Source organism: Maribacter polysaccharolyticus, assembly GCF_028882255.1.
Classification (GTDB): domain Bacteria; phylum Bacteroidota; class Bacteroidia; order Flavobacteriales; family Flavobacteriaceae; genus Maribacter_A; species Maribacter_A polysaccharolyticus.
Map to the genome: position 1 here is coordinate 856179 of NZ_JARBUY010000001.1, position 26292 is coordinate 882470.

At 42.3% G+C, this 26292-nt stretch carries 15 protein-coding genes; all 15 read right to left on the minus strand.

Features of this window, described 5'->3' with window-relative positions:
* Positions 1-2: 2 nt before the first annotated feature.
* The 15 genes from PHU20_RS03755 to PHU20_RS03825 all read right to left on the minus strand — a co-directional run bounded on the left by PHU20_RS03755 (position 3) and on the right by PHU20_RS03825 (position 26289).
* Positions 3-2411, minus strand: a complete 2409-nt coding sequence (locus PHU20_RS03755; RefSeq protein WP_274824002.1) for a glycoside hydrolase family 3 N-terminal domain-containing protein — start codon at positions 2409-2411, stop codon at positions 3-5.
* Positions 2412-2491: 80 nt separating this feature from the next.
* The gene (locus PHU20_RS03760; protein WP_274824003.1) at positions 2492-4135 is read right to left on the minus strand and encodes a GH39 family glycosyl hydrolase; all 1644 of its coding nucleotides are present in this window, start codon (positions 4133-4135) and stop codon (positions 2492-2494) included.
* 11 nt (positions 4136-4146) lie between these two features.
* Entirely contained in the window at positions 4147-5598 is a 1452-nt protein-coding gene (locus PHU20_RS03765) for a glycoside hydrolase family 30 protein (protein WP_274824004.1), read from the minus strand.
* Positions 5599-5627: 29 nt separating this feature from the next.
* Positions 5628-7220 (minus strand): sialate O-acetylesterase, encoded by a 1593-nt coding sequence (locus PHU20_RS03770; protein ID WP_274824005.1) that lies wholly within the window; start codon positions 7218-7220, stop codon positions 5628-5630.
* Between the two features lie 234 nt (positions 7221-7454).
* Positions 7455-9056 carry a sulfatase family protein gene (locus PHU20_RS03775; protein WP_274824006.1) on the minus strand — a complete coding sequence of 534 codons (1602 nt, stop codon included), beginning with the start codon at positions 9054-9056 and terminating at the stop codon, positions 7455-7457.
* Between the two features lie 31 nt (positions 9057-9087).
* Complete coding sequence (locus PHU20_RS03780; RefSeq protein WP_274824007.1) at positions 9088-9888, minus strand: SGNH/GDSL hydrolase family protein; 801 nt, start codon at positions 9886-9888, stop codon at positions 9088-9090.
* Between the two features lie 94 nt (positions 9889-9982).
* Positions 9983-11338: a glycoside hydrolase family protein gene (locus PHU20_RS03785; RefSeq protein ID WP_274824008.1), complete on the minus strand. Its 1356-nt coding sequence runs from the start codon at positions 11336-11338 to the stop codon at positions 9983-9985.
* Positions 11339-11418: 80 nt separating this feature from the next.
* Positions 11419-12414: a hypothetical protein gene (locus tag PHU20_RS03790; protein WP_274824009.1), complete on the minus strand. Its 996-nt coding sequence runs from the start codon at positions 12412-12414 to the stop codon at positions 11419-11421.
* Positions 12415-12453: 39 nt separating this feature from the next.
* Complete coding sequence (locus PHU20_RS03795) at positions 12454-13812, minus strand: right-handed parallel beta-helix repeat-containing protein (protein WP_274824010.1); 1359 nt, start codon at positions 13810-13812, stop codon at positions 12454-12456.
* Positions 13813-13872: 60 nt separating this feature from the next.
* Positions 13873-16593 carry an alpha/beta hydrolase gene (locus tag PHU20_RS03800; RefSeq protein ID WP_274824011.1) on the minus strand — a complete coding sequence of 907 codons (2721 nt, stop codon included), beginning with the start codon at positions 16591-16593 and terminating at the stop codon, positions 13873-13875.
* A gap of 73 nt (positions 16594-16666) precedes the next feature.
* Positions 16667-18139 (minus strand): sulfatase family protein, encoded by a 1473-nt coding sequence (locus PHU20_RS03805; protein WP_274824012.1) that lies wholly within the window; start codon positions 18137-18139, stop codon positions 16667-16669.
* 95 nt (positions 18140-18234) lie between these two features.
* Positions 18235-20199 carry a NosD domain-containing protein gene (locus PHU20_RS03810; RefSeq protein ID WP_274824013.1) on the minus strand — a complete coding sequence of 655 codons (1965 nt, stop codon included), beginning with the start codon at positions 20197-20199 and terminating at the stop codon, positions 18235-18237.
* 72 nt (positions 20200-20271) lie between these two features.
* The gene (locus PHU20_RS03815) at positions 20272-22311 is read right to left on the minus strand and encodes a right-handed parallel beta-helix repeat-containing protein (protein ID WP_274824014.1); all 2040 of its coding nucleotides are present in this window, start codon (positions 22309-22311) and stop codon (positions 20272-20274) included.
* 184 nt (positions 22312-22495) lie between these two features.
* A complete protein-coding gene (locus PHU20_RS03820) occupies positions 22496-24331 on the minus strand; it encodes an arylsulfatase (protein ID WP_274824015.1) in 1836 nt (611 codons plus the stop codon).
* Between the two features lie 164 nt (positions 24332-24495).
* On the minus strand, positions 24496-26289 hold the full coding sequence (locus tag PHU20_RS03825) for a sulfatase-like hydrolase/transferase (RefSeq protein ID WP_274824016.1): 1794 nt from the start codon (positions 26287-26289) through the stop codon (positions 24496-24498).
* Positions 26290-26292: the final 3 nt, after the last annotated feature.

The following is a 26292-nucleotide window of genomic DNA, read 5'->3' on the forward strand; positions in this document are numbered from 1 at the left end:
TATCAATCGATTATTTCAAATTTTCCATTTAAGTGTATATTTTCCGAAGAACTGCCTATTAATACCTGAAAATAACCAGGTTCAACGGTCCAGTTCATATGCTTGTCTAGTAACTCCAAATCATCGGGTTTCAACGTAAAATGCACGGTTTTAGTTTCATTGGGTAGCAGATGCACCCTTTCGAATCCGCGTAATTGACTTTCATACGTCGTAACACTGCTCACCTCATCCTTTACATAAAGCTGCACTACTTCATCTCCCTCCCGCTTTCCGGTATTCTTGATTTTGAACGACACCTGGATGTCACTTTCGGAATGCTTGGTTTTTTGATCTATTGTTAGGTCACTATACTCAAAAGTGGTATAACTTAGTCCATATCCAAAGGGGTATAACGATCCCAGCACCCTGGTACGGCCAAATCCGTTGGGGCCAACCTCGGGTTGGCTTGCTTGGGAACCGGGTTTAAAAGGAAAGTTCAAGGGAATCTGGCCCACGCTCTTTGGGAAAGTGGTCGTAAGCTTCCCTCCCGGATTATAATCCCCAAACAAGGTTTCGGCAATGACCTCCCCTGCCGAGACACTGGGAAACCATGCCTCAAGAATGGCCGGTATGTATTTATTTTCCCAGTTGATCGTTAACGGTTGCCCGTTTATAAGTACGAGTACTACAGGTTTCCCCGTTGCATACAAGGCCTGGACCAATTGAAGTTGCCTGCCGGGAAGCCCTAAACCTGTGCGTGACATACTCTCCCCCACTCTTTTATCATCTTCACCGACCACTGCGATGATAATATCGGCTTTTTGGGCTTTTTCCACTGCAGCATCGATCCCTGCCTGTTCTTCTTTTGTCAAAGGAGTCGGGATGATCTCGGTTACAGGCCAATCAGGATCTACTACCTCGCAACCTTTTTCATACACAACGTTCAATCTTCCGTCACCATAATTTTTTATCCCCTCATACACCGTTACTGCCGGGTTATCCGAAGGACCGTATCGGCTATACATGAAATTCACCTCTTTGGCCAACGGACCCGTTACCAAAACATTCTTGATCTTATCGCTATCCAACGGAAGTAGATTTCCCTCATTTTTTAAAAGAACGAGCGATTCCCTATTGATTTGTTTGGCAAAAGCCCCATCGTCTTGGGTATGCACCGTTGTATCGGCTGCTTTCGTATTTTCAACAAAAGGACTATCGAACAACCCCAATTCAAATTTCACCCGTAATATTTCAGAAACCCTAAGATCAATGGTCTTCATCGATATTTTACCTTCATTGATCAACTCCCTTAAGGATTCTATAAAGGATTCGGGGGTCCTAAAAGTAGTACGTACATTCAAGCCTGCTTCGACTACCTGCCTAACGGCTTCTTTATAATCCCCTGCCACACGGTGTTTGTCGGAAACATATTCCACCGCTTCACTATCCGAAACGACATATCCCTTAAATCCGTATTTTTCCCGAAGCAACTCCGTTAAAAAATAATGACTTGCCGTAACCGGCACCCCATCATAATCATTATAACTGCTCATAACCCCCAAGGGTGATGCTTCTTCAATAACCCTTTTAAAAGGGTACAGATACATTTGGTGCATTTCCCTTGGTGCTACGTGGGGATCGGTACGGGCTGCCCCGTCACGCGCCCCTTTGGGAACACTATAGACTGCAAAATGCTTTAATGTCGAAGCAACCCCTTCCGATTGGATACCTAAGGTCATTTGCTTGCCCATTTCCGCAATATGGAATGGGTCTTCCCCATAACATTCGAGTACCCGGCCCCAACGTGGGTCTCGGGCCACATCCAAAATAGGGGCATAAACGTTGGTATACCCCAAAGCCTTGGCCTCCCGACCTACTACCTGCCCGGCTTTAAACACCAAATCCTTGTTCCAGGTACTCCCGATACCGATTGGCGCAGGGAGCGGCGTGGCTTTTTTATGGCATAGGCCATGGATCCCCTCATTGGTAAAATCGACCGGTATACCAAGACGCGTTTCTTCAACAAACCACTTTTGTACCGTATTAATGGCTTCGGCATGGGTACTGAAAGGGAAGGAATATTGCGTATGTGTTTTTTCCTGGTTCCAAATGGTATTCAAATGTTCGTCAATATTACCGATACCGTCTTTCCATACCTTATTTTTCCATTCGGGTGTGGGCAACTCATCTTCCAATACCCTGGCATAACCATATAGGGTGGCCATCTGGCAGGTTTTTTCATCGACGTTCATTAAGGAAACCAAGTTTTTTACCCGGGCTTCTATAGGTGCTTTGGAATCTTCATAAACATCTTTGGTTCCATTCTTATTAAAATCGATCCAATCTTTATGGTAAATGGATTTCTTCCCCGTTTTCATTCCTATACAGAGAAAGAAAAAAGTAAACATCGCTATAAACTTGAATGGCTTCATTATATTTCTTTTTTATCGCATCATACTATTCTCGGCATCCCATACCATAGGGATGGGCTAAAGTGAGTCTCCTTGGATGTTTAATTGACCTGCTCGATCAATACCAAACTCCAAGGGGCAATCTCATGTTCAATTACAAGTTCCCCTTTCGCATCGGCAAAAAGGAATTCCGTTTTCATGGTATTCGCATATTCTTTCATCACCTTGATCTGTTCCCTCGTAGGTGGCTCCGGTTTCCCCATGGCCTCCCAAAAATTATGGATGTTACCATGGTCTTTATCCATGATTTCGATTTTGAACAAAGTACCGGGGGCTAGGTCTGTAAATGACAATTCAAGCTTTTTGGAAGTACCCTCTTCCCTTTTATTGGTCCCGGAAGGGACTGCATTGACGTATTCTACCGGATAATTATACGCCAAGGCCACGATCTTATCATCAGAAGACTTTTTACTTACAAAAACGTGATCATCGTTGTATAACTTTTGATCCCCTAGTTGATGTAACATACGATATGCGTGATAGGAAGGCTTTACCAAGCCTTGAAAGTTTATCATCCCGAATCCGCCATGGAAAATACTGGCAGCCCCGCCTTTTTCCTCAAAAATATCGGTAAACGTCCATAAGGACAAGGAATTCGTCAATCCGATACATTCCAAGTTACTTCTAACAATATATGCCGCAGAAGGTAGTCGATCGTGCATATGATCCCTACTACTGGGGCTGGTGTTCCATTCGGTAAGATGGATCTCTACATCGGGATAGGCACTTTTGGCAATGGTATTTTTAAGCCATTGCAGATCTTCTTTTAAAGAATATACGTAACGTGTGAGTCCTTTCCCTTTTCCCGTTTCCGGATTGAATGCATAATCGGTAGGATAAGGATGGGTACTCACAAAATCTACGGGCAGTTTCTCTTTCTTACAGTATTTTAGAAAGTCCTCGATCCATACTCCATGCCATTTTAGACTATTGACATCCTCTGCATTAAAAACAGCATCCGAAACGTCATTATTGGTTATTTCCCCATCAAAGCGTGTATCGGGTACAAAATTACTCGTAGAGGGACCACCGATTTTCAACCGTTCATCGACCGACTTAACGGCCAAGGCCGATTGCTTATACAATTCGAAATATTGCGACTTGGTGCCATCCCAAAAGAACGGATAAAGGTTGGGTTCATTCCATACTTCAAAATACCAGGTCAACACTTCTTCAATGCCATAGCGGTCCACACAATGTTGGGTGAACGCCTTGACCAAATCGTGCCATTTCCCAAAAGAATCGGCTGCTGGGGTAATATTGGCCTTCCACCAAAAAACCGTCTTGGAATTCTCGGCGGCCATACTTGTGGGAAAAAAAGCCAATTCAACAAAGGGTTTCACCTTTACATCCAACATCCTATCGAACAGATCGTCTATATACTGCCAATTGTAAACGGTTTTTCCCCTTTCTTCAATTATGGGAAACATGTCATCGTGGAAAAGTCCGTGAAACCGAACATACTCAAAACCACAGTTTTCCTGCACCTGCTCCAATTGTTCGAGCCAACCGGCCCTTAAGCCCTCATTGGCACGGCCTGCCCCAACCATCTTGCTCCAATAATGATCAAACTTTTCGCCACTGTCATTGGCATTGATAACAATAGGTTGCTGTGCTACGGCAAACAGTCCGGCGAACAGGACAAATGCCATGATCAAAATATTCTCTCTAATCTTACAATTCATTTCCAATGGATTTATTCGGTTATCAAAAGTGTGCTGATCGACTTGGGGTTGACATTCACGGCAAAACGCGCTTCGTTTATTATGATATTCAACGTCTCTTGGGTATCTTTGGGATTATTGACCAATACGGCAATACGCCCATCCTTCAATTTAAACACCGCATGGTTTTTACCTTCTGAGGATTTTAGGTAATGGTCGCCGGGTTGCACAAAATGCGATACATGCTTGAATAAATAGAATTCATCGGTATAGGTGACTTTTTTCGCATTCCTATCCACAACCACCATGGAATTCTGTGGCCAGCCCCATGCACTTTTTCCCGTTTCATCCAAAACCATGTTCCAATACATATGGGACCCCGCTCCATTATTTAAAAAGTGTACAAGGGTGTTCCATGAACTTTCTAAGGAAGTCCAATCGTTTTCATGCTCTCCACACTTATTTTCGGTTTGCATCAATTTGATGCCAGGATACTCTTTATGAATAGTTGGTATGGCCTTTGACCCACCCCATTGGAAACCAATTCCTTTTATGTATTTGCTTGCATCCTTAAATTTTAAAACGGTTCTTACATAATTAGGGTCACCAGAATTAACCGTTCCCAACCATATTTCTGCATCCAGATTATCTGCCTTGAATTGTGGTCCTAAAAATTCACTTATAAAATATCCCATATCTTCTGGTCTCCATGTACAACTTGGCCAGTTAGGTTGATATGCAATTTCATTTTGGGGTTGAATGGAAAACAGTTCTATACCTTCTTTTTTATAAGCTTGTACAAATTTTGAAAAATATAGTGCGTACGCCTTTAAATAGCGCTCTTGCATTTTAAATGCCGTAGCGTTGTTCAAGATTTGGGCTTCTGGATTCATTTTATTCCCATCTAAAGCGTTTCCAAACTCGCCACTTCTCATAGCATAATGGTCATTCACTTTCATCCATGCCGGAGGTGTCCATGGTGATGCCCAAATTTTTAGTTCTGGGTTTACTTCTAATGCGGCTTCTAAATAGGGAATTAAAATGTAGCGGTCTCTATCTATATTAAAATCGCGCATTTCAAAATCTTCCGGCACATCATTGCTAGAATAATAACTCAAGGCATAGTCAGAAGCTCCCAACGGGATTCTACACATAGAGAAATTACACCCCTCATCGGAAAACAGATCCTTAAAGACCTGTTTTGAGGATGCTTTGGGCAAGGCCTCCAAAGCATCCCACCCCAATTCATTGAACGCTCCGCCTATACCATCGATCTCCTGTAGTAGACTATCGGTATACACCACAATGTCGGTCGCATTGGCAGCCGTTTCTTTGGATAAAAACTTTTTGGCCTTGACCCATCGTTCGGAAGCCGTAGTATATACCATTTCCACTTTTTGGGAAAATGCCGGATTAAACGCAAAAAACATCAATAGTATGACACCATATTTTCCAATTCGCATTGTATTTCTTCTTATTTCCATTTTTTATAATCGGTTTAGCATTTGATACATTATTCCGTGGTAAAAACGGCCGCTGGAAGCCCTTCTTTATTGTATAGATTCGCTCCCTCCGGATAAGACGACCATGCATAACGGACATGGGTAGGATCTGTAATCTCAGGATGGGATACTTCAATCTTATTTTTGGAAACTATATGGGCTTCTGCAGGTTTCCAAACACCATCCACACCCTTGACCTCAAACCATTTTAAAGGCTTATCTACAGCTACAGTAGCATTTAACAGCTGTTTCTTACCGACCATTAAACCAGAACCCACTTCCTTGAATTCTATTTGAATTTTATCCCCTATTACTTCATAAGAGTTGTAGAGTGGCCCACTTATGATAGGCACATTCATGCCGTAATCATTCTTTAAGGCCCAAAGTGCCAATCGTTTACCTGCATCCATTTTATTATGCGGGTGTACATCTTTTGCCTCCCCTAAATCATACAGCACCGCCATTCCCGTTTTCGGCAATTTGAGTGTCCTCCTTAAATGATCGTTTACCATTGCCCACCCTAAATCAGAGCGTCTATCCGGCACTTTATACGCTGCCAATTGCATCCAGTAAAAAGGAATGGTGCCCTGGCCCCATGCTTCCCTCCAACTTTTGATCAATGCGGTAAAGTAAGCTTCGTACCGTTCCTCGAAAAAATGTGAATTACTCTCTCCTTGATACCATAAAACACCTTTTACCTTATAAGGAATTATGGGATTGACCATGCCATTGTACAGCGTTGTAGGGTTTTGCATATTATTCAACGGATGCTTGCTATTGGGTTTGGACCCCGGTCTGCCTTTGGCTATCCATTTTTCATGTTTAACTTCGTACAGGGTATCCCTGAAATTATCGGCATCCGCCTTTTTAATGGCGGATTTTAATTCGGACATAGTGGCCTCGTAGTACGCTTTTAGATTTTCATCGGCCAGATACACCTTTTCTGAAATCCATGGTTGAATACGGGTGCCTCCCCAAGAACATTCCACCAATCCTATGGGCACGTCCAGTGCCTTGCGTAATTCTTTTGCGAAAAAATAACCTGTAGCCGTTATTTTACCTATTTGTTCGGGGTTTGCACTGATCCAATGTCCTTCAAAATTGGTTTGTTGTTTAAATAACGAGGTGGTCTGAAAAACTTCGATATGCCTAATATGATCATCATTGGCGGTAGCAACTTCATTTCTTATGTATTCCACCAAAGGTTGGTATCGAGGTTCCCTTGCATCGTTTACAAATTTGGAGAGTTCAAAATCCATATTCGATTGTCCCGTGCACAACCAAACCTCACCTGATAAAACATCGTTGATTTCAATGCGGTTTTTTCCTGAAATGGTAATTTTATAGGGTCCACCGGCCTTCGGGGTCTGTAGATCCACACGCCATTTACCGTCCTTGCCGGTTACAACGGTTGCCTTGTTTCCCCAACTGCCTACCACCTCTACTTGTTCCCCTGCATCTGCCCAACCCCAAATAGGGACTTCAGTTTCCCTTTGAATGACCATATGGTCAGAAAAAATGGCATTTAGGGTAACATCGGCTTTTGAAATTTGGGGCAAGAAGACCAATAATACAGTTACAATTTTATAAAATGATCGCCTCATTATTTTAATTTTATTATTATACATTACGCCCCTTGGCACAAAATATGAAGGACAAAGAAATAACTGCAATATTGTGAAAATCAATATTGAAATCGATAACTAATTGCCCATTGATCATAAATAATGGTTCATTGCCATGAATAATGGGCCCAAAGCCTCACTACCCATTATGGCCCGTTTATAGGCTACTTGAAAATCATCCCCTAGGAAATGTTGCGTTGTCCATTATCCAATTTATAAATCCATCCAAGTAACCTGCTCCCAATTCCCCTTTACATAATCTTGGGGCGTGCCTGGGGTCGACCTTCCATTTTTTATGACCTCGGTGATCTTTTGTTTTAGTCGCGCTACAATTTCGGGATGCTCAAAATATAGGTTCTTCGTTTCCGACGGATCTTTGGCTATGTTGTAAAGTTCATATACCGCTTCACCGGGTTCCACTTCTAGAAGAACCGGTTCCAATGAACCCCCGGAACCTCTGAGCAGGTTCAATTTCCAATCCCCTTCCCTGATCGAAAAATGACCGGTAAAAGAATGATGGATAACGGGTCTGCTTTCATCATAGTCGTCGGGACCTTCGTTATTCAATAAAGGGTATAAACTATAACTGTCCTCCCCGGCATTCTCAGGGATGTCGGCTCCGATAATATCGGCTATGGTAGCCAAATAATCGCTTTGGCAAACGGGATGGCCAATTTTTTGTCCCGCAGTGAATTTTTCCGGCCACCGCATTAAAAAGGGTACATGATGGCCACCTTCATAAATATCCCGTTTGCCCCCTTTGAAATTCAATGCACTGTAATGTTGAAAGGTATCCCTTTGATACACATAATTCGTTTCCGCCCCATTATCGGAAGAGAAAATGACCAGTGTATTGTCTTCAATACCATTTTCCTTTAAGGCATCGAGTACCTGACCCACCCGATAATCAGTTTCCTCCATGAAATCGCCATAGTTACCACAATTGCTTCGCCCTTGGAAATCGGGATGGGTACAATGCGGCAAATGGGGACTGGTCATAGGAAAATAAAGGAAAAAAGGCTTTCCGTTCTTGGCATCATCCGCTGATCTATTGATGTATTCCACCGCCTTATCCGCAAGGGTTTCGAGTACATATTCATCGTTGAAGGAAGGGGCTACCTCAACATATCCTCTCTGATGTTCTTCTTGGTAAGGAGGGGTCATCCGGTACGTACGGGGTGTTACATCCATTTTCTTTTTGGTATATAATACCGGTGGATCGATCACTTGGTCATTTTCCAAATAAGTAAGGATCCCATAGTTCATGGATGCCGCTATCCCGAAGAAGTAGTCGAACCCCTTTTCAATGGGTCCGTCTGTAAACGGTTTTGACCAATCCCGGTTCTTGCCGACTTTTCCTTCAAACTCCATTTGTAAATGCCATTTACCTACCATGGCCGTATTGTACCCATTTTCTTTGAGTAAGGAGGCAATGGTCATTCGGTCTTTTTCTATCAAGCAAGGGCCATCGGCTCTTAAGACCCCTTTTTTAAGACTTGTTCTCCAACTATACCTTCCCGTCAACAACGAATATCTCGAAGGCGTACATACGGCATCACTACTATGTCCGTCAGTAAAAACAACACCCTCATTGGCAATCCTATCCATGTTCGGGGTCTTGAATTTGGCATCGGGGTTGAGTGCCCCGACGTCGCCATACCCTTGGTCATCGGTATATATAATAACGATATTGGGTTTGCTATTGGTTTTTTCGGGCTTAGAAGAACAAGAACAGAGACAAAACAAAGCCCCACAGAAAACAATGGCAATTGTGATTGAACGTAATTTTAACATACGGATTGGTATTAGCATCATTATAGAAAAATATTTAATTTTTGTAAATCGATCATAAATTTTCAGCGATTATACGGGCCACTTCCTTTCCTTGCTCGGTGGATCCCAATTCATTGTAATGGACGTTCCCGGGTTCTTGGGCCCAAGCTTTACGCTGTGGCAGGGTAAACGCATAAAGGTCGTTTATCTCAATTTCCGGATATTGCTCCAATACTTCCCTAGCGGCCGTATTGAATTTTATGCTATCGCCACTATATCTCCCTTTTGCATTTTCAGGGACCGGTGTTGTAGTTGCAAAAACCAATTTTGCTTCCGGATAGTTCGATTTCAGGTACTTACAGATCTTATCAAGATTTTCTTTATAAACTCCAATGGATGACACTTGTTCACCATTTTTATCCAAGTGCTTCCCACTAAGATATTTTAGGTCATGTAGCCCTACATTGAAATGAATCAAGTCCCATTTAAAATTCCATCCTTTACGTAAGTAAGGTTGAAACATGGTGGCGTTCATTTTATCCATATTCGGTATGAATTGTTGACTGGACCCACCATTCTTGTACAAACGGAATACAGTGGCTTTTTCTTCCAAACTTTTCCTTACGGCTGGCGTATAGCCTATTGAAATTGAGTCTCCATATAATAGTACATTGGGTGTTTTCCTTACCGGATGCACATATTCAAAGGCATCTGTCTTATAGACCGTACCTATAGCGCCGCATAAGTCGCCCCAAACCGATTTACAGGTTTCATAATCACTTTTCTTGGAATTGATTCCTGCATATGCGGCAGGTGCCATTCCCATTCCCAAAGCACCATACCCTAATAAACTTATAAACCTTTTACGCTCCATTTTCTTATGTGCTTTCTGTCATCATCAGCTTTAACGATGATCCTAACAGTCCCTCGGCAATATCCAGTCCTTTTATATGGCCTAAAATCGCTCTCTATATTTGTTTTATTTTTATTTGCTTGCCCTCATTCCCGATAACCTTACCATCGGTAATGATTTCACAATTACTGGCCTTAGGACCAATTTTTATGGGCATTCCGGTTTCATTCCTTAATTGTAACCCAATGGTTTCCCCTTCGTCAAAAGGTGACATGGACTCACCATGCATAGGGTGTGTATACCCAATTAATATGGGCAGTTCTTTTTTCCTTCTTTTGCCTTGGGCAGATTTCAATACCACCTCGTTATTTGTTCCTTGAACAGTGACCAAGGCATGCACCAATCGGTCTGATTCCGCGGAATCGACAATTAATTCCACATCAACATTACTTCCTTCCACAAACAACAACGGGCCATAATTGGCATCGCCCTTGCAATTTTTCAAAACGGCGTCATCGCCCACCCAATAAGCCCTTTCGGTACCGATAGTCGTACAATTTTCAAGGCGTACCCCAGTGTTTGTCCGTAATTCGAAACCAGCCCGGGTATTTTTTGCCGTACAATTCTTAAAATGAATGTTTTTGATCGGTCCATAAGTACGGAAACCGTCCTCGCATAATGATTTCATATAGCCGGGCGTAACCACATACTTACCTTCACGGTTCTTTGTCCATGTTCGGAAGTTCACATCGTATGCAGGGCCCGATGTTTCTGCAAGAATATCGTCGGTTGAACGTACGACACCCTCTGCGTAGCAATCCTCGAAATACACATTCTCCGCATTTCGTTGCACAAAAAAACAATGTCCAAAAGAACGATTGTACAATTTGCACCTGTAGAGTTTGGTATCGCTCCCAGTGACCAAGAGACCACTGTGCTTTTTATGGCGAATGACGGTTTCCTTCGCTTTCCCTTTACCGAATAAATCGCCATAACCGTAAGGAAATGAACCTGAAACATACAAGGTAATGTCATTAAGGGTATTCCCTTTTCCTGCCACCTGAAGTACCGTTCCCCCTGGTGAAGTTCCTTCGCCCTTACATCGTAATGTGAGTCCGTTGAAGGTATTATCGCTACCGGTTATCAAGAATTCATCACTATGGATGGGAGGTTTCAAGGCGGTACGCAATTTGGTATCCACTTCAATTTCCACCCCTTCCAAATGGAACACGTTGTTGTTTCCACTAAAGGTGATATACGAAAATTCGTTTCGCTCATGACGGCCCCACATTGAATCGATGGTCAAATAATCGGTTAACCGATAAACCCCGGGCGCCATTGTTATGACATTGCCGCTTTTGGATGCATATTCGGCCAACTCCCTTACGCTATTGATCTTTATATCCGTAGCATGTAGGGCTGTAGAAATACATAACAGTCCGATAATCAAAATGGTAAGCCGTTTTTTCATTTTAAAAAAAATTGATACTAAGTATTCTTTTACTTGGGGGAGCTTCTTATTTCCCAATTCCCTTATCATTAACAAGCCTTTTATGGCCTCATCGTATTCGTTTCATAAAACCCATAGAAATAACTCCACCTGAATTCCTCCCCTGGCTCAACCTTTATCTCTAAATGCGGTTCAGGACACAAGGTTCTGGCCGTACCCCAAAGTCTTAATCTGGATAGCGGTCGGTCCCCTGAGAGTTTTACTCCTGCACCGGTATGAAGATTTTCAACTTTAATATCAAAATCTTCAACACCATTCGTTAATCCCTCCAGATATTTGCACGCGATGGACTCGTCTCCCTCTAAATCCCTTAAAAAAGTCAATTTATTCCCTTGTAGCTCAAAAGCATCCCCTAGCCCCCTTCCCGTTCCGGAAACATCAACTGGAAAAGTCATTTCAAAATCCTTACCAATAGACTGATTGTCAATTACAAAGAAATTGTGGTTGAAACCTATGGTTTTAATACGCTTGCTGCCCGTGTTTTTTAAACGATGTTCGATCACCATCTTCGGTTGGCCCGGTATCAGCTGAACGATCTTGGTATACTCATAGGAATATGTTCCACTGTTTATACGCTGCACCAAGCGGACCTCATTCTTCTTTGTAATTAATTTCCATTCGCCGGGATCAACAATGGTATACTGTTTAAACGGACTATATGCTTCATTAGTAGGTTTTTTAATTATACCTACGCCGAGCTTTACAAAATCGCTTCCTGGATCCACTTCATTATAATTGAATGGGGAATACGCTTCCACAGGTCCCATAATCGTCGCAAAGGGAGGGGGATCATCATCATCGAACCATTGTCCGAAATACGTATGTCCCTTATATTCCAAACTGGAAATTATGCCCGACCAGTCAAATCTTGTCCCTTTATAGTACCCGATTTCGGCATCCGGCAGAAAAAGTCGGGCCGTAAGGATATCATTGGTGATTTCAGCCTGAGGGTATTTTTCTAACTGACAGTTTCCACTGAACACACCAAGGAACATAACAAAAACAATGCTAACCACCTTCTTGAAAAAACTGCCCATCTTCTTGACCTCTTTATTTCTAACCCGATATAAACCTGATTAATCTATTTCTATTATTTTAATATTCTCTCCTTGGTTACTATCGATTACTCCATTTGTAGTCACAACACAATTATTGGCTTTTTCACCAATAAGAACAGGAAGAAATGTCATATTCTTGATTTTTATGTTTTCCGCAGCTTTTGGAGGAATTGGAGATGCAATTTCCCCTGAACCTGGCATACCATAACCGAGCATGATCGGGATTGCTTTCTTACGATTATCCGTATCCGAGGTTTTAATCGATACTTCATGCCCGATTCCACAAATGGTTGCGACGGCATGGACTTTCATTTCTGATTCACCTGGCATCAAGGTTAAGTCTATCTTTGAAGGTTCGTCCCCAACAAGATAAATCAACGGGCCATATTTCGCATCACCTTTACAGTCTTTGGTGACCGCATTATTCAAATAGTATCCACGTTCACATGCAATCGCTTCACAATTCATCAATGACACCTTTGCCAAGGCAAAGCCAACCCTCATGTTCTTTGCCACACAATTGACCACGGTCACACTACCCGTACTATAGGTTCGAAATCCACATTCATTCAAGGACTTCATATAGTCTGGCTGAATTTTTTTCTCCCCCGTATAGCTTGTATAAATGGATGCAAAATTGTTTTCAAAAGCTGGACCCGAAGTCTCAGCAAGCATCTCATTGGTCGATCTAATCTCTCCTTCTGCGTAGCAGTCTTCAAAATAGGTATTATCACCACCTTGGATAAAAAAGGCATGACCGAATGAACGCATATAAACCTTACAGGCATATAATTTGGTATTGTACCCCGTAACCAAAAGTCCACTGTGTTTTTTATGCTTTATAATACTTTTTCGTCCTTTACCGAGGTAATCCCCATAACCATATGGGAATGACCCCTTTACATGAAGGGTGATATTTTTGAGTATATTATTTTTTCCGCCAACAACAAGAGAAGCGGCACCCAGGGCTGTACCCTCACCTATATATTTTATGGTAAGTCCCTGAAAAGTATTATCGCTTCCGGTTATTAAAAACTCACTATTGTGAAGTGGGGCATTTAGCGCTTCACGCAATGAATTATCAACCTCTAATTTTACTCCCTCAAGATTAAAGACATTATTATCCCCACTGAATGTGATAAAAGAATACAATTTACGTTCACTACGAACGCTCATGGAATCGATTGTTAAAAAATCGGTCAAGGGATAAACCCCAGGTGCCATTGTAACCTCATTCCCACTTTTGGATGCATAGGTAACCAGCTCCTGTATACTGTTGATCTTTATCTCTGTAGCATGTACGGCAACTGAAATAAACAACATTGTAATTACAAAAATATTCCGTTTTTTCCCCATTTTAAATATGCATTGACTCATTGCTCTTTTGTTTTCCTTTTACTGGTTTGAGAGACCGTATTGTTTCTTCATCATAGCCCATCAGTCCATGAGCATGTCCCAATTGCCACCAAAGTATGCTTTGTTGATTTTCTCAACATCCAAATTTTTATTTTCGGACATGGTTTTATACATCAAATCCATATAGATGTAGAACTGTAACCAGTATCCATATTGGTATTTCTGATTTTCCGATTTTGGGTTTTTCATCAAAGCGTACCAGGAAGTATTCAATCCATACGCCTCTGCCACACGGATGGCTTTTTCTGCCTTTTTCCAGATGTCATTGGACATTGTCGTGTGTAGTTTCCTATAATCCCCATAACCCATTTTTGAGGTATTGATGATTTCACATTGGTCATCAATTCCCAGATCCTTGAGTAAAATCGTTCTTTCGAATCGTTTATCCCCATCAATATCCATTTCGATTTTATCCAAAAAACCATTGTTGTCGGTATCCTCATATTTGAATGTACCAAAAGGATGGAATTCTTTTTGCAAACGCTCCCATCTTGGGGTATACTCATTGTAAAGACCTCCCCAGCCTTGATAGGAATATGCCAATTGGTCAATACGCCAACATCCCCATTCGGCACCATATAAATGAAGCCGTCCGTCGAATTTTGAGATATACAAATTCGCATTCCCACTATTATCCAAATCCCATTCGCCCCGATCACCGATGGCATCGGCCTGCTGATTATTGTCCAAACCGCCGTTCTTCAGTCCGGTTTTAAAAGGATCAAGGGGATCGTAAAATTCCACCCTTTCCCAGCGCTCACAATCGTCGTCTTCATCGTATACAAAATAGATCTCATCCCATTCGCCCCGATCATAGGTCAAATCCAATACGTTGTTATGATCCGGATATAATAATTCCGTGATCTTTCTCCAGCGCGAATCAATAAAAAACGAATCGGCCTCTACAACCCTACTGTTTTTAAATTCATGCACCTGATCCATATAATTGAACCCTTTGCCCGTAAAACGGAAGGACATGTCAAAATCAAATTCATTACCGGGAGCATTGTCATTATCCATGTCGTAAGTAACTGCGACCAAGCCAGCGTTACCCGTTAAATGCAGCCCTTCCCCAGTGGGTTTATCACTGCCTCCTTTATATCTATCCAGAACACGTACGGCCATATCCGACAGGCCATCGTCATCTTGGTCAAAAAACAAGAAAGGGTTTTCCCAATTTAGACGTACATCATCCATGAAATATGTGGATGCATGTATTTTCAGAAAGGTACTTTGGCCATTATAGTCCTCCATGAAATTAGAACTTCCTTCATGCAACCAGGCCCGTAGTTTAAAGGTATTCCAATCGATATAATTAAAGACATTGTCGTTATCGGTATCCAAAACCCACATATAGTGCTGACCGGGTCCGGACATCTTTGATACCTCCCGTTCCGAATTTTCCACTAAAACCTGCATGTCGGCTTTTCCATCCCCATCGGTATCGATCCAATCTACGGCCAGGTCACCGTAATCCCCGTATTTACCGTCTTTATTTACATCAACCATAACGCAATCGCTATCCGTATCTCCTTCAATATCCCCAACTTTTAAATCGTCGTCGTCATCAATCCACTGAACCGGTGTGTTATGAATGGTGATGGTACGGAGGATATCGGGATCACCATCTTGATCCAAATCGATATACGTTGGCTGATAACCTATGGGTGCCGGAGGTAGACGAAAGGGAACCAAGGGCGTATCATTGTTCCAATAAGCGTTCTTCGACATTGGACCTTCTTTTTGATCATTGCGGTTTTGGGGTTGCAATGGAACATTCGTTTCCTTTAAATGGGAAAGGATAAACGTAGCAGCATGATCGTTAATTTCCTCCATGGATGGTGAGATGTCCTGTCCTTTAAAAACATGCCCGGCATTTTTAACCGTCAATAACTGTACATCCGCATTTTTTTCGGCTGCCACCTCTTTCATATAAATCGAGTTGATTATCGGAAGCGTTGTATCCTGATCACCATGAAGCAATAATATAGGTGGACTACTCTCTTTTAAAAGTTCGGTTGGACTAAGCAAGCGTGCCAATTCCGGTTTCTCATGTAACGGTGCCCCTAAAAGTCGAACAAAAAGCTTCCCGTCCTCAAATATGGATCCGGGTCGAATGTCGGGATTCACACATGAGGTAAACGGAAAATACGAGGCCACACATTTAAATTTGGGGGAAACGCCCTTTAATAGTGGATCACCTTGGAAATCAACATCGTTCCCTAAAGCGGTCACCAAGCTAAGATGCCCCCCTGCAGAGCCACCCCAAATGCCATACCGTTCCATATCCAATTTATATTTTTCAGCATTTTTCAAGAGAAACCGAGCGGCATCCTTAGCATCGACGACGGCATCATAAGCCGTTGAAGAGCCACGGGCTAAGCGGTATTCAATAGTGAAGCATATCACCCCATTATCAAGAAGGGATCGTAAAGTTCCCAAAAATGGCTTTTTCAATATATTGTATTTACTGCCACCTGCCCAACCGCCCCCATGGACATACAGCATCCAGGGATTTCTTTCCTGGATTTTGTCTGGATCTGGGTAGAAAACGGTCATGTTCAATTCCATGCCATCCACCGTTTTGTAGACCACGACCTCTTTATGGCCAAAGGTGTCAAGAATCCCTTGCTCCTTGGCAGTTTGGCCATATACCATTGATTGACTGCCTATTAAAAACACACCTAATAGAAATATGCTATGTACTAACAGGGTTATTGTAGATTGAATGCGATTTTTCATAATAATGTTCTAGGATTACCGAATAGATTTGCTGTTTAGCCTTTACCTTTCTTCTTTACAATGGTTACGAAACCTATTCCGTTTGGTTCCACAACCTATAGGGGTCATCATTTTCCTGCATTTGCTCAAGCAGCAAAGCTTCCATTTCCGCCAATTTATCGGCGTATTTGGGATTTTCAGCCAAATCGGTTTGCATTTCCCCAGTTTTGTGGTGTTCGGGTAAAAATTCATTTGGGTTTTCTGCTAAATTGAACAGTTGGGTTTCCCTAACCGCCCCATCCATGACATCATACTTTATGAGTTTCCAATCCCCTTTTTTCACCGCACGCATGCCCGGTTTGGTGCCACCTGCGTAAACCCCGTACATCACATCCCTTACCGTTTCTTTTTCGCCTTTTAAGACAGGTACAAAACTTTTACCTTCCACTGTTTTTGGAGCTTCAATTCCTGCCAAATCGCATAAAGTAGGTAAAACATCCAAAAGGTATATATTCCCTTTCGCCCTTTTTCCCGCTTCTATTCCCGGGCCTTTTATTATGAAAGGTACGCGCCAAGTATGCTCATAAAGGTTTTGCTTCCCTTGAAAACCATGCCTTCCGATGGCAATACCATGGTCGGAGGTATAAATGATATAGGTATTGTCAAGCTCGCCCATGGCCTCCAATTTCTTCAGGACTTTCCCCAATTGGATATCGATATTTTCGGAACAGGCATATTCCCTACCCAATTCGTTTCTTATGGTACGCTCATCCCTGTTTTTCCAGACCCCACTAACCCGTTCTTCATCCCGAAGATTGGGATGTCCATGAAAAAATGGTTGTTCTTCGAGGTGATTGGGTTGTAACTGCGGTTGCTTATCATTAGCTGGAGGTAGACTGTTTGGGTCTTTATGGTTTACGGCCCCATATTTGGCCAGCAATTCCGGTGTGCCGTTTCTCGTATCATGGGGATGTGAAAAACCAAAATAAATAAAGAAAGGATCTTTTTCTTTGATGGAATCCCTATCCTGAAGATAATCGAGTACTTGTTCGGCATGCCATGCACTGCCACTTTCCGCTGTACCGCCACGCTTGGTGGCATCATGTACCACCGTAAACTGTTTGTTTGCCCCCGGATAGGAATTTCCCTTTTTACAGGTGCGCATGGTCTTATACCCAGCCCTATTGAATACGGCACCGATGGTCTGATCATCCAATTCATGTGGATCGGTCTGTTTTTGAAATTCCGCACTTGGAGGCAAATGCCAAAGCGTACGCCCCGTCATGATCATATGGCGTGAAGGGGTACAAACGGCCCCATTCATGGACCCCATATGTCTTGCTTGGTCAAAGACCATCCCCTCTTCCGACAGTTTACTGATATTGGGAGTCTCTAAAATGGAATTGGGGTCATAGGTCTGTAAATCGAAGGGCGACTGATCATCTACGAGCACAAAAAGAAAATTCGGCCGTTTAGGTTCTTCAATGACCTTTTCCTTGTTTTTACAACTACTGAAAGCCAGTAAGATTATTAGCAAAATGATAAATAAGCCTTGGTTCTTTTTCAATTTAAGTGGATTTTGGTGTTAGTAATTTGAACAACTTCGATTGGTCTTTTAGCACTTTACATGTACTATTTTCTCAAGTACGCGTTAAAGATCATTTACATATTTATTCCCCAAACCTTTATTTTGTTTTCTCCAACTTTAAGGTTTTGTAGCGGTCCGACCATTGGGGTATTTGATTTTCTGATATCCCCAAAATAGTCATTGTCAATGGTAACCGGTGAACCATCCGGATTTTCGAACGGGGTTTCCGTTTGAAAAGCAGCTCCCAACAATGCCGTATTGACCATTTGGGTCTTCACTTTTCCAAAACTCCCATCAACCTTGATATTTAGGTAGTACCCATCGTCTTCTTGGGATAGGCTTATTTCGGGATCAAGTGTCCGGTTCTCAACAAAATTGGTTTCAATAACCGAAGGCAGCGCTTTATTCAAATACAGGTTAGCATCAATGAAAACTGGGAATTTCTGTTTTGTATACGCATTCATACCACCGGGGGATTTCCATTCGTAGGTTGCCGATGGAAAATCATTATAGGCATTCAGCCCATAAAATTGTTCGTTCGCCAATGCTTCGTTATTTGCGGCAAAAATATTATTGTAAAAACGGTCATCACCCTGTATGATCGTCATCATCCCCAACACTTGGGTGGAATGTGGGAAATGGTAATGTGTGAATCGATTACTGGCCGCCCGCATTTGTACATTTCCTGTTATTAGATTATTTACGAATGCGCTTCCCTGCGATGCATTGAGAATTCCTCTTTCGGACAATAATATGTTGTTGTCGACAATCATTGGACCATGGTTTACTTCTAAAAACAAATCTTGATCTTCATTGTTGAACAAAAGATTGCCGGTTACCCGTGCTCCTTGCGCCTGCCAATCGAGCCAAATTCCCCTATGGTTATCGTGTATGCAATTATTTGCAATAAGGACATCGATGGCCGCATGCAGTTTGATACCCCCTATTTCCCAACCGGTAAATTGTTTCTTTACATTAATGTTATAAATGTGATTATTGCTTATTTCACTGAACACATTTCCCAAATGGCCTATAATACCACCTTGCTCACAGTCCCTGATAGTGTTGTTCCGAACGATATGGGAACCAATATTCTCCTTGGACCAACCCAGTTGCAATGCTTTGAACACCACTTCCCTTTCCCTTTGGGTACCGTGTTTTTTACGGTCACGAGACCATAAGTTATGGCCAGAAGCCCGCTCTTTACCCAATACGATACCAGAACATTTGGAATCGGAAATCAAATTGTCTTCAATGATCCAACCTTTGCTCCAATTTGGACCGATCAAACCTATCTGTTCCGCAGTGGGCGGTGCCCACTGGGTTGCGGCATGGCACATTTTGAAACCGCGGACCGTAATGTAATTTATTCCTGTTTTCTTGGGCCAAAACACGGTAGGCCGCACATTTATTTCAACCAATTCCTTATTCGGATTCATTCCGTTGAAATTTGCATATATGGTCGTCGTCTTTTGATTGCTTTCACAATACCATTTGTATTTGGAACCTTCTACATCGACTGCCCTTTCCAATGGATTTTCAATAAACACTTTCGCCAAACTATCAATCTCATATAAGGCCTTGCCATTTACATACACCTCTCCCAAGTGGTGGTCCCGACCATAGGTCTTTGTTATCCAGTCACCATAAAGGATTTCCTGATACGGATTAAAGTCCCCAAAAAGCGCATTGTCCACAACGGCTTTCCATACCGTTCCTTTATGCTTTTTCCACGTATCGATCACTTCGGAACCCTTGATCCAAACCTCTTCATTTTCGGCGGCGCGATATATTACCCTGTTTCTATCGTTCATTCCGCCATAAGCCGGATCCACCCATTCTCTATACACCCCTTCGTGTACGGTAATGATGTCTCCAGGTTGCGCTATTTTTGCCGCTTTGGATATGGTTTTAAAGGGTGCTTCGATACTTCCGTCATTAAAATCATTACCTTTTTTTGAAACGTGGTATTCCTTTGCCTGTACTATAAAAGAGAACACAAGAAATAATACTTTGATAATTGATGATAATGTTTTCATTAATTTATATTTAATTCTAACTAAATAGGCTCCAAATTGTTCCTTAGCTGTTAAAGTGAACTGTATATAAAATTACCTAGGTCCTGCTTGGCCCAACGGAAATGGCTTAAAGCCTATTTTCAGTGCCGGACTATCATCAGGCAGGGTAAAATCCCCATTGGAAGGGTCTTTAAATCCCGGATCTGCGATAATCGAATGTTGATCATTTCCTAGTGCTTTCCAATCCTCCCAACCCATAACAGCTTCGTTAGGTTCATAAATCCGGCTTGGAAAGCGATTCTGTGCCCCCAATACCTTACCAGCGGTCGACCAAACCAAGTTGCTATCGGCAACGAAGGCATTTTTTTGCTCTACCCTATAATCATACCCCCCTGCATAAATTGGCGTGCCATCACTCAGCAAAATATTATTCTTCAAAATGTAATCTGTATGAGGTTGGATTTTTGCCATCATGACCACACTGGCATCAGCAAAAGCAAAAATGTTATTTCTAATAAGGTTGTCCTTTCCATAGTGTTGATTAAAACAGGCATGTCGACAACGATACGCAAGATTGTTTTCAATCAATATATTTGTGGTTCCTTCATCGCAATATATCGCCCAGCCTCCATATTTTCCAGCCCAGATATCATGGAATTCATTAAATCGAATGATTGTCCCTGTTTGATTTCCCAAGGTATAAATACCCCCTAAATCACTAAGAACGGACCCATCGCCATTCGTCAATTTACCGATATGATGAATCTTATTGTATTCAAAAATATTGCCCGTGGCAAGTGCCGGACCGTACCCCCATGTCCATCCCGTGGAAATTCCCGAATAATAGAAATTGTAGATTTCATTATGATGGATATGGTTATCCGGACTCTGTCCAATCCAAATACCCACTGCACAGTGAAAATAACGGCCACCGTCATAAATTCGGCAATCCGCTATTTCATTAGTATGGGTTGCATCAGTCGGTTTTTCGAGAACAGGAGGCAACGCTCCTCCTATTTCCTCTGCTGCTACCTTTCCTTTCGGGCGTATTTTAGGGCCAATCAAAAATCCGCCAGCACCCAAATCATGAATGTTACATCGCAAAACCCGGTTATTTGAGCATCCTAGGGACATTTCAAGTCCATAATTACCAATAGCGGTAATTTCACATCCCTCAAAAAGGCAATTTTTGGCACCCGTCAAGAATAACGCACCCTCCATTCTAATATCCGCTTGACCATATCCGGATTCTTCAGCATCCCTGGGTAACACCCAAGTGGTATGGCTAAATGTCAAACCCTTGAACTGAACATGTTCAACCAACTGATCCGCAGCAGCATCACCTTGCAACCGAAGGACATTAATCAGCGATGGAATGGTGGCAACAATATCGGTCTCTCCTTCCAACGGAAAATAATAAAGTTTTTCTTCGCTTCTATCTAGATACCACTCCCCTGGATTATCGAGCATAACACGGCCTCCCTCTAGATAGTAATCATCATCCGCTTCAATTGCCCTGCCACCCTTTTTTGTTGAGATGATCTTTTTGTTTTGTCGATCAATCCTGTCAATAGGCATATGATACTCCAACCATTTATTGAATACGACGGCAACTCCGTCATCAACATCCTCCAAATAATGTTCATCCGACTGATCGTATGAAAAATCATAGGTACTGCTTCGTTTCACATCTTTAGTGTCCTCTCCCTGGGTAGTGGGTACTTTCAAATAACCACTATTAGGTGTTCTTGCCAGAACGGCACGATGGTCATTTACCCATAACTGTTCAAACGGGACATACTTTTTGATCTTGGATAAATCCGAAACCAGCACAGTATGACCGTTAAGTTCGGCTTTAGCCCATTCACTAACCTTTAAACCTCCACTGATTATTGGCTTTTCATCATCATATGCACGGTAAGAAACTGGGAACTCTTCAGTACCCGAATCTTCAGGGGTCAGAACGAAAGGTTCAGAAAGTTGGTATGTACCTCCTTGAAGGTACACCGTAACTGGTTTTTCCAAAGTACTTCCCCTCTTGATTTCCCTTATCGCATTACGCGCTTTTTCCAAAGTAGCGAATGCGCTTTCAACACTTGTTCCATTTTGGGTATCATTCCCCACTGGTGACACATAAAAAGCTATTTCATTTGCAGATATAGTCTTATCGGCACAAGATTGAAAAATAACAAATAATACACTTAAACAAAAAATAAGTTGACGCATCAATAATTAAGGTTATAAATACTTGTTATTACTTTCAATCTTTAGCTATCCTTTAAGACTTCCTTGAAGGATCCATTTAATTAAGCTCTTCTTACTGTTTTTCCACATTCACATAGTACGCACCAAGCTCAACACCATCTTCAAGAACAAAATACGTTTGGAGTTTTGTTTCCCCTTTTTTCAGTTCGGCCGTAAATTCGACGTACTCAGCACTGGGGTCCACTTCTTTGGCGGACTCGTAATCCTGTATGACCAGTTTTGCTTCCCGGACCGTCAAGGATTTACTCTTCTTGCTTTCCGTTACGCTTGTTCCGGGTTTTGCAGGGCGTACAGGGGCTTCTGCATTCATTGGAAGATGTATTTCCTCTGGCCAACGACGTAGCTTAAATGTATAGGTCCCGCTTTCTTCAACTTTCACCAACCAGTAGCCATTATCGACATAACCCGTTCTGATATGCCTTTGATGCCATGGGCTCACCTTATCGGTATGCCAATCGTGACAATATAAATTTACCGGGTTTTTTGCCTCGTGCCCGATAATAATATAAGGTTGATCTTTATAACTCGGTGAAATTTCCTCCCACCAAGCATCATAGGCCTTTTTAAACCCTGCCATTTTTTCGGGATGTTGTTCTGCGATATCCACCCGTTGCTCCGGATCGGTTTTCAGATCATACAGTTCGGTTCCATTGATTACCCGCCAATTCTTTTGCATTAAGGCAGTTCTTCGCCATGGTTCCGGATTTTCTATACGCTGTGAATTGGTAATCACAATCCTGTCCTCAAATTCTTCAGTGTTGCCATTGATCAAAGGGACCAAACTTTTTCCATCGAACTTTAAATCTTCTTTTACATTTAAACCACAAAGTTCAACCAAGGTCGGAAACACATCGTAGTGGGCAGTTAACTCATTGATGTCTTTCCCTGTTGTGATTCCCCCATTTTTCCAATGAATGAACAACGGTACACGGTGTCCTCCTTCGTACATACTGGCTTTTATGCCACGCATTCCCGAATTGTATCCTTTGGCAATAAAGCCATCCAACCGATCACCTCCTTTTTCGATTTTCGCCCCTGCAGCCGTACCATTGTCGGTGGTGAAGATGATTATGGTATTATCCATCAATTTTATGGACTCCAAATAATCCACCAGCTTTCCGATATTCTCATCGACATTGGCGATCAACCCATAAAAGGCCGCATTTGGAATATTTTCGTTGTCTTTATAAGGATCCGAATATTTATCGGCAACAAAATAAGGGGAATGTGCCGCATTGGTAGACAAATAACAAAAGAAAGGCTTGTCTTTATTTTCCTGTATATAGTTTTTGGCATTTTCGAACCATACATCGGTACAAAACCCTTCGTATTTTTCCAATTTGCCATTGTGCATATAGGTATCATCAAAATAGTCATTGTCCCAATAATCCATAGTTTGTTCCTCACCGCCCCCACCGTGGACCAAAACTTCTTCAAAACCTTTGTCTTGGGGTCGGAATGGGTAATTATCCCCTAAATGCCATTTTCCAAAAATCCCGGTACTGTACCCATTTTCCTTAAAAACCTGGGCCATGGTGGTTTCCCGCTCCAAAATAAGGGAACGCCCATTTACGGTATGCCATACCCCGGTCCTATTGGAATGGTGCCCGGTCAAAATCGCTGCCCGGGTCGGAGCACAGGTCGGACTCACATGATAATCGGTAAAGCGGGCACTTTGTGCATGCAGACCATCGATATTCGGCGTTTTTATATATGGATTCCCCAGACTGGCGATATCCCCATACCCTTGGTCATCGACCATAATGAGAATGACATTGGGTTTTTCCTTTTGCTCTTTAACAGTGCTACATGACACAAAAAACAGGGCGCAAAATGGCACTATAAGGGCATATACAATGCCTGTTTTCCGATGTAAGTACTTCTTCATTTTTATAATTAAATTGGTTTTCATTCCGTTATTACTTAATGTGTTTTAAAAGTAAAGTCTTTTTGGCCATTCCTGTATAACACATTGCCCTTTCCTTATAAATTATGCACATAACCCACAGTACAAAGGAAATGCATGACCTTGAAAAGTTAAAGGAAAGGGAGTTATTCAAGATGTACATAGTTATAATACACAGCTCCCTCTAACTCTCCGGCGGCATTATAAAACCAGGTTTGGATAAATGCCGGGCCTTTGGGTAGCTCCTTAACCGTAAACCGAACGCCATCGGCATTAGGTGCTGTGTTCTTTGTTTTATCGACATAGACCTTATCACCATTCCATATTTTTATACGTGCACTTGCAATTTCCAAGGCTATACCCGACCCAGGTGAAGTCAATGTCGTTTCAGCTTCGATTTCTTTGGGCCAACGTCGAAGATCGAAGGTATAGGTACCCGGATTATCAAATTCCACAGCGATGAATCCACTTCCTGTAGCTCCTTTTTTAACGTCGTCTTGATGCCAAATTACGGTACCATGAAAGTCATGGGCATGAAGGACTGTTATAGGCTCTTCGGGGTGACCGATCCCAATGCGTGTATATTCATTGGATCGTTCATCAACAAGTTGCCACCATTTTTCATATGCTTCTTTTAAATCCGAAATAATGTCCTTGTTTTCTGGATTATGGATTACATCCAGCTGCTGTTTTTCATCGACCAATACATCATAAAGCTCCCAGTCAGCATCCGCACTATTTCTAATTAAGCGCCATTTATGGGTTATTGCATCACCTTTCCAAATATCCTTTTTTACGGAAAGTTTTTTATACTTCTCCGGAAATTCCGTCCACATGTCATTAATGGTTACCGTCCTATTCTTGTAATCTTCCGGATCGTTAGAGGGATCATCATCCAAAAAAGGTTTGAAACTTCGTCCTCGGATTTTCAGCTTTTCGGGCCGATCGGGGACATCGTTGAAACCTAGGACATCCATAAAGGTTGGAAGCCAGTCTATATGCGCTGTAAGTGGTATTATTTCCCTTCCTTTACCATCACCTCCAAGCCCTCCATCGGCCCACCGAATAAAGCAGGGTACCCTTGTACCCCCGTCATAATTGGACCCCTTACCGCCACGAAGGTAGGTGCCCCCACCATTATCCGTAGTAAAAACAAGTAGGGTATTATCCGCAATTCCACGATCATCCAGGAATTGGAGTAACCGCCCGAAGTTCTTGTCAATATTTTCGATCGTTCCCGTTTTGGCACTTACCCCGTCACGCGCATCCGGTGGCATTACGTGGGGTGCGTGTGCCGTACCCAATGGAATATAGGCAAAAAAGGGTTTTTCCCGCTTGATGTTTTCATCCATGAAATCCAGGGCACGATTCATAAAAAAATTTGTCGTAAAGGCCCCTTTGATCCCATCATCCTCATCGGTCATTTCCACCAGAGTATCATTCACCCATATATGAGCGGCATTATTGGTGTTTCCCCAATAATCGGGCTGTTGCCCGGTACCTCCTCCCTTAATCCAAGCTACATACTCAAAACCCCTGTCTTTAGGGCGAAAAGGGTAATTATCCCCTAAATGCCATTTAAAGAACAATCCGGTAGCATAGCCATTGGCTTTAAAAATATCGGCCATGGTTATTTCATCGGCACGCATCATGTTTCGGCCATTGATCGTATGCCATACCCCCACCACATCACTGGGTCGCCCTGTTAAAAGTGCAGCCCGCGTTGGGGAACAACTTGGGGAAACATGAAAATCGGTCAATCGGACCGATTCTTTCGCAAAAGTGTCGATATTCGGAGTTTGAGGTCCATTGGGATTGAAATATGAAAACGCTTTATGACTGATATCGTCGGGCATTACAAAAATCACATTCGGTCGTTCCTGGGAAAACACCCAGCCTACCATAAATGAGAACACTATACCTATTCCAAATTTTTTCATTTC

What these genes read in the sequence shown, in the direction of transcription:
- PHU20_RS03770 (WP_274824005.1), bottom strand. Translation starts at nt 7,220, where the DNA reads ATGAGGCGATCATTTTATAAAATTGTAACTGTATTATTGGTCTTCTTG.
- PHU20_RS03820 (WP_274824015.1), bottom strand. Translation starts at nt 24,331, where the DNA reads ATGAAGAAGTACTTACATCGGAAAACAGGCATTGTATATGCCCTTATA.
- PHU20_RS03795 (WP_274824010.1), bottom strand. Translation starts at nt 13,812, where the DNA reads ATGAGTCAATGCATATTTAAAATGGGGAAAAAACGGAATATTTTTGTA.
- PHU20_RS03775 (WP_274824006.1), bottom strand. Translation starts at nt 9,056, where the DNA reads ATGATGCTAATACCAATCCGTATGTTAAAATTACGTTCAATCACAATT.
- PHU20_RS03760 (WP_274824003.1), bottom strand. Translation starts at nt 4,135, where the DNA reads ATGAATTGTAAGATTAGAGAGAATATTTTGATCATGGCATTTGTCCTG.
- PHU20_RS03810 (WP_274824013.1), bottom strand. Translation starts at nt 20,199, where the DNA reads ATGAAAACATTATCATCAATTATCAAAGTATTATTTCTTGTGTTCTCT.
- PHU20_RS03780 (WP_274824007.1), bottom strand. Translation starts at nt 9,888, where the DNA reads ATGGAGCGTAAAAGGTTTATAAGTTTATTAGGGTATGGTGCTTTGGGA.
- PHU20_RS03790 (WP_274824009.1), bottom strand. Translation starts at nt 12,414, where the DNA reads ATGGGCAGTTTTTTCAAGAAGGTGGTTAGCATTGTTTTTGTTATGTTC.
- PHU20_RS03755 (WP_274824002.1), bottom strand. Translation starts at nt 2,411, where the DNA reads ATGAAGCCATTCAAGTTTATAGCGATGTTTACTTTTTTCTTTCTCTGT.
- PHU20_RS03785 (WP_274824008.1), bottom strand. Translation starts at nt 11,338, where the DNA reads ATGAAAAAACGGCTTACCATTTTGATTATCGGACTGTTATGTATTTCT.
- PHU20_RS03825 (WP_274824016.1), bottom strand. Translation starts at nt 26,289, where the DNA reads ATGAAAAAATTTGGAATAGGTATAGTGTTCTCATTTATGGTAGGCTGG.
- PHU20_RS03800 (WP_274824011.1), bottom strand. Translation starts at nt 16,593, where the DNA reads ATGAAAAATCGCATTCAATCTACAATAACCCTGTTAGTACATAGCATA.
- PHU20_RS03765 (WP_274824004.1), bottom strand. Translation starts at nt 5,598, where the DNA reads ATGGAAATAAGAAGAAATACAATGCGAATTGGAAAATATGGTGTCATA.